General features: G+C 44.0%; 2 pseudogenes. Both read left to right on the plus strand.

The window, feature by feature from the left end:
* Positions 1–600: pseudogene (locus tag KIV40_RS30970) on the plus strand (sodium/proton antiporter); the annotation flags it as partial.
* 147 nt (positions 601–747) lie between these two features.
* Positions 748–836: pseudogene (locus tag KIV40_RS30975) on the plus strand (disulfide bond formation protein B); the annotation flags it as partial.

The following is an 836-nucleotide window of genomic DNA, read 5'->3' on the forward strand; positions in this document are numbered from 1 at the left end:
ATCATCCTTGCAACTGCATTTACTGGTGTTATCGAAGAGCACTCAATGGGTAAAGCATTTGAAGAGGCACTGCCATTTACCGCGCTACTCGCTGTATTCTTCTCTATCGTTGCGGTAATCATCGACCAAGGTCTATTTAAGCCAGTTATCGATGCCGTACTTCACGTTGAAGACAAAGGTGCACAACTTGCTCTGTTCTACGTGGCTAACGGTATCCTCTCGATGGTTTCGGACAACGTATTCGTAGGTACGGTTTACATCAACGAAGTGAAGACGGCTCTAGTCGACGGTATCATCACACGTGACCAATTCGACCTACTTGCTGTTGCTATCAACACGGGTACTAACCTACCTTCAGTTGCAACGCAAAACGGCCAAGCGGCATTCCTATTCTTACTGACTTCGGCTCTAGCACCACTTATCCGCCTATCTTACGGTCGTATGGTTATTATGGCACTGCCTTACACCATCGTACTGGCTCTGGTTGGCCTTGCAGGAATCGTGTTCTTTGTTGAGCCAATGACCGCATGGTTCTATGATGCAGGTTGGATCACGGCTCGCACTGGCGAAGTGACATCAATCATCTCAAACGGCCATTAATTGGCGAATTGGTAGGCTGATACGAATAAGTGAATCTAAGTAATGAAAAATAATCATTGATTAGGAAACTTATCCAAGATAAAAAGCTCTGAGTAATCAGGGCTTTTTTAATTTTATTGAAGGACTAAATTCGTGAATTTTCTTGTAATGCTCAAAGATTTCTCTAAAGGTCGCCTCTCTTGGCTACTATTACTTGGCTTCGTAATCTTCTTTGAAGCATGCGCGTTGTTCTTCCA

It is taken from the genome of Vibrio sp. D173a (genome assembly GCF_030248475.1).